Source organism: Mycobacterium sp. (assembly GCF_032162605.1).
Classification (GTDB): Bacteria; Actinomycetota; Actinomycetes; order Mycobacteriales; family Mycobacteriaceae; genus Mycobacterium.
Window position 1 is genome coordinate 1 of record NZ_JAVROT010000590.1, and the last position, 4,733, is coordinate 4,733.

Sequence of the window (4,733 nt, forward strand, 5' to 3'; positions counted from 1 at the left end):
GTTTTGGCGCTGCTGGCCAGCCCGCTGGGCAACGGTCTGTTCACTCGTGCCATCGCCCAGAGCCCGGCGCTGCCCCTGATCGCCGACCGCGAGACGCGCGCCCGCCAGGCTGGAGCGTTCATCGAGCGACTCGGAGTCGGCGTCGACGAGGTGAAGTCGCTACCGCAGCGACGGCTCCGGCGGGCCGCGGGTGAACTCCAGTCCGAGAGTGCCGAACATACCCCGACTCTGGCGTACGGGCTGACTCACGGCGTCGAATCGCTGCCGAGACACCCCATCGACGCCGCCAGGGACGGCGCCGTCTCGCCGATACCGTTGATCGTCGGCACCAACAGTCACGAGGCGTCGATGTTCGCGTGGGGAAAGCCGCCGATGCTGCCGACCACCGAGCCCGGCGTCGACTCGTACTTCGCCCGCACGGCACCCGACGCCAAGGATCGCGTGCTCGCCGCGTATCCGGACTATCCGCGGCGCAGTGCCCTGATCGCCATCGGTTCTGACACGATGTTCTGTGCTCCCACCTGGGCGTTCGCCGATGCCTACGCCGTCCACGCGCCGACCTACGTCTACCGGTTCGACCACGCCGCGTGGAGTCTGCGGCTGCTCGGCCTCGGCGCGACCCACGGCAGCGAGATCGTGCACGTGCAGCACAGCTACGGCTCCTACCTGGGTCGTAAGGTCCACCCGCTGGGAAGGCGGGTGCAGCCGTCGGTCGGCAGGCGAATGCAACGGACCTGGCTGAACTTCGCGACCTCCGGGCTCGGCGACGACTGGCCCCGGTACGACGCCGAGAGGCGTCGCACCCGCGTCATCAGGTCGGCTCGCGACGAGACCGTGGAGGACCCCGACCGCGACAGGCGGTCGGCCTGGGAAGGCCTGTACTGACCTGCGATCACGTGGTTGCGAAAAACGTCGTACTGCAGACGTTTCCGCGCATGCTGACCATGCGGGTGGTTCCGACGTCGCGCGGCTCGGGACTGGTCCACACCACGTTGGTGATGACCGTCGCCCAGTGCCGCCATGACTCGGCGTCGCCCAGCACCTCGAAGATCTGCTCGGGAGTGATCGTCAGGTCGACGGTGCTGACGAAGCGGAACGGCGCGTGAGCGATGAAGTCCAGGTCGACCAGTTCGCCGGGATGGGTCTTGGCCACGAGTAGCCACCCTATGGCGTGGTGTCTACTCGGCTGCGTCAGCCGGGTCCGTCGCTCGCCGCCGCGAGTAACGGCACCACGAGGTCGCTGATGGGCGTCGCGAGCCCGTGCTCGGCACCCTTGCGGGCGATGACGCCGTTGCGGACGTCCCACTCCAGCGGTCTGCCCAGCTCGCGATCGGTCAGAATCGACGTCGTCAGGTCCTGTGCCACGCCGGTGAACATGCCGATGACGTCATCGATCACGCCGTCGAGTGGGCGCCCTCGGCCCGCGCAACGGCGAGCCCCTCGGCCAGATAGGCACGGGCAAGGGCGGCGACGTCGTCGCGTAGGTACATGCCCGACTTGCGGCCCGTCAGCACCATCAGGCCTGCCACGGCGTTGGTCAACAGCTTGCGCCAGGCATCGTCGGCGAATACGGGAGCGCACTCCACCGTCAGCGACGGCCCACGCAACACGTCGGCAAGACGGCGTGCGGCCTCGTCGTCGGGCAGTACCAGGCGCACGGGCGTCCGCAACCGCACCCAGCCCTCATGCTGTGTCTGGGCCGAGAACCACACCGCGCACGGCACGACAGTGGCGGACACGCAGTACCCGCCCACGCGCTCGACTTGCTCAACGCCGTTCTGCAGGACGCACACCACCGTGTTCTGGTCGCACAGTCGCTCGAGCCAGGTCGCCGCCGCTGCGTTCTGGGTGTCCTTGACCGCGACCATCACCACGTCGACCGGACCATCGATCGTCTCGGGGTCGGTGCGCACCGCGTCGGGCAGCACGATTGGTTCGCCGTCCAAGACGTCGGGGTCCGGTCTTACCTCGATGGAATCGCGGGCGGTGCGCCCGCAGACGACCACCCGATGGCCTGCGGCGTGCAACAACGCCGCGACCGTCGAACCGATGGCGCCGGGGCCGACGACGGCGATGGAGGTTGCCATTGGTGCCAAAGCTACCGCCGCAACCCCACCACTACACTGTGGCAGTCCTCTCGTCAGGCAATTCCCAGGGAGTTTTCGTGTTGCGCAGTCATGCCGCCGGTTCGTTGCGGTCCACCGATGCCGGGCAGACGGTGACGCTAGCCGGCTGGGTGGCGCGCCGGCGTGACCACGGCGGCGTCATCTTCATCGACCTGCGCGACGCCTCCGGGGTGGCGCAGGTGGTGTTCCGCGACGCCGAGGTCCTGGCTCAGGCACACCGCCTGAGGGCCGAGTTCTGCGTCGCCGTCACCGGTGTCGTCGAGACCCGGCCGGAGGGCAACGCCAACGCCGACATCGCCACCGGAGACATCGAGGTCAACGTGACGTCTCTGACCGTGCTGAGCGAGTGCGCGCCGCTGCCGTTCCAGCTCGACGAGACCGCGGGGGAGGAGGCGCGCCTCAAGTACCGCTACCTCGATCTGCGGCGCGAAGGGCCGGGTAACGCAATTCGGTTGCGCTCCAAGGTGAATGCCGCTGCCCGTGGCGTTCTGGCCGAGCACGACTTCGTCGAGATCGAGACGCCGACGCTCACCCGCTCGACGCCGGAGGGGGCCAGGGACTTCCTGGTGCCCGCGCGGCTGCAGCCGGGCTCGTTCTACGCACTGCCGCAGAGCCCGCAGCTGTTCAAGCAGTTGCTGATGGTGGCTGGCATGGAGCGGTACTACCAGATCGCGCGCTGCTACCGCGACGAGGACTTCCGCGCCGACCGTCAACCCGAGTTCACCCAGCTCGACATCGAGATGAGCTTCGTCGACGCCGACGACGTGATCGCGGTCTCCGAGCAGGTACTTCGGTCGCTGTGGGCGCTCATCGGGTACGAGTTGCCGGCGCCGATCCCGCGCATCACCTACGCGGACGCCATGCGCCGGTTCGGTTCCGACAAGCCCGACCTCCGCTTCGGCCTCGAACTCGTCGACTGCACGGAGTACTTCTCCGACACCACCTTCCGGGTGTTCCAGGCGCCGCACGTCGGTGCCGTCGTCATGCCGGGCGGCGCGTCTCAGCCGCGGCGCACGCTCGACGGGTGGCAGGAGTTCGCCAAGCAACGCGGGCACAAGGGCCTGGCCTACGTGCTCCTGGCCGAGGACGGCACGCTCGGTGGGCCGGTGGCCAAGAACCTGACCGACGCCGAACGCGACGGCCTGGCCGCGCACGTCGGCGCGAAGGCGGGGGACTGCATCTTCTTCGCGGCGGGACCGGTGAAGTCGGCACGGGCACTGCTCGGTGCGACGCGGATCGAGGTCGCCAAGCGCCTCGACATGATCGACCCAACGGCGTGGGCGTTCACCTGGGTCGTCGACTGGCCGCTGTTCGAGCCCGCCGACGATGCCACGGCGTCCGGCGACGTCGCCGTCGGATCGGGTGCGTGGACGGCCGTCCACCATGCGTTCACGTCGCCCATGCCGGAATCGGAGGCGACGTTCGACACCGATCCGGGTAGTGCGCTGGCGAATGCGTACGACATCGTCTGCAACGGCAACGAGATCGGCGGTGGTTCGATTCGCATCCACCGGCGCGACGTCCAGGAGCGGGTCTTCGCGATGATGGGAATCGACCACGCCGAAGCGCAGGACAAGTTCGGATTCCTGTTGGACGCGTTCACCTTCGGCGCGCCACCGCACGGCGGCATCGCCTTCGGCTGGGACCGCATCACCGCGCTGCTCGCACGCACCGACTCCATCCGCGAGGTGATCGCCTTCCCGAAGTCCGGCGGCGGCGTCGACCCGCTGACCGATGCGCCCGCGCCGATCACAGCGCAGCAGCGCAAGGAGTCGGGGATAGACGCCAAGCCGCAGGGGTCTGGACGGGTCTTGACGACGGACTAGCCGCCGTCTCGTAGGGAAGCGCGCTCGGCGAGCCCCGTGAAGAGCGATCGTTGCCTGGCCGGCGGCGGGCCAAGGGGTGTAACCACCCGCGGTCCGCGCGCCCGTTCGTCCTGTCGATCGAACTTCGCACCTGTGCGCTTTGGGCCGGGAATTTGGCTTGACGGGCAACCGCGCGTGCTACACATGTCGAATCCCCCTCCGAATCGACCGGTTCACTCATGCTATTGACTGAACGGTCAAACCGCACCCGGGTCTCACTTCAGGTGAGAGTCCGGAATAGATGCCGAGCAGGGGAGGCTGGACCAGTCATGGGTGAATTCGAAGAGATCGACAAAGGGAAACTCGTGACCGACGCCAATGCGCTCGATGACTTCAACCGCGGGATCGTCGAGGAATTCCGCGCCAACGGCGGCACGGTCGGCGGCCCGTTCGAGGGCGGCAACCTGCTGCTGCTGCACACCACCGGCGCCAAGTCGGGCCAGCCGTGGCTCTCGCCGCTGGCCTACCTGACCGTTGAAGACAAGTTGCTGATCGTCGGGTCCTACGCGGGCGCGCCGAAGAACCCCGCCTGGGTGCACAACCTGCGCTCCAACTCCAAGGCGCACATCGAGGTCGGCACCGAGTCCTATGACGTCACGGTCCGCGAACTGCCGCACGACGAACGGGACGCGACGTACCCGAAGATCACCGAGGTCGCACCGGTGTTCGCCGAGTACCAGGCCAACACCACGCGGACGATCCCGCTGTTCGAACTGACCCGGGCCTAGTTCGCGGGTTCGGC

Annotated in this window: 3 protein-coding genes and 2 pseudogenes; 3 read left to right on the top strand and 2 right to left on the bottom strand. The window is 68.1% G+C overall.

Annotated features, from left to right (window positions below; translation table 11 throughout):
- Positions 1 to 885: carboxylesterase family protein (locus tag QOI01_RS33150; protein WP_526387982.1), on the top strand; the 885-nt coding region annotated here is incomplete at its 5' end.
- 37 nt (positions 886 to 922) lie between these two features.
- On the opposite strand, the pseudogene QOI01_RS33155 reads toward QOI01_RS33150, so the two are convergent.
- Both QOI01_RS33155 and QOI01_RS33160 read right to left on the bottom strand, forming a co-directional pair.
- Positions 923 to 1,153 (bottom strand): annotated as a pseudogene (locus QOI01_RS33155) (SRPBCC family protein); the annotation flags it as partial.
- Between the two features lie 38 nt (positions 1,154 to 1,191).
- Positions 1,192 to 2,087 (bottom strand): annotated as a pseudogene (locus QOI01_RS33160) (oxidoreductase).
- A 77-nt stretch (positions 2,088 to 2,164) separates the two neighbouring features.
- Here QOI01_RS33160 and aspS point away from each other — a divergent pair.
- Complete coding sequence (gene aspS, locus QOI01_RS33165; protein ID WP_526387984.1) at positions 2,165 to 3,952, top strand: aspartate--tRNA ligase; 1,788 nt, start codon at positions 2,165 to 2,167, stop codon at positions 3,950 to 3,952.
- Between the two features lie 308 nt (positions 3,953 to 4,260).
- Complete coding sequence (locus tag QOI01_RS33170; RefSeq protein ID WP_526387986.1) at positions 4,261 to 4,719, top strand: nitroreductase family deazaflavin-dependent oxidoreductase; 459 nt, start codon at positions 4,261 to 4,263, stop codon at positions 4,717 to 4,719.
- Positions 4,720 to 4,733: the final 14 nt, after the last annotated feature.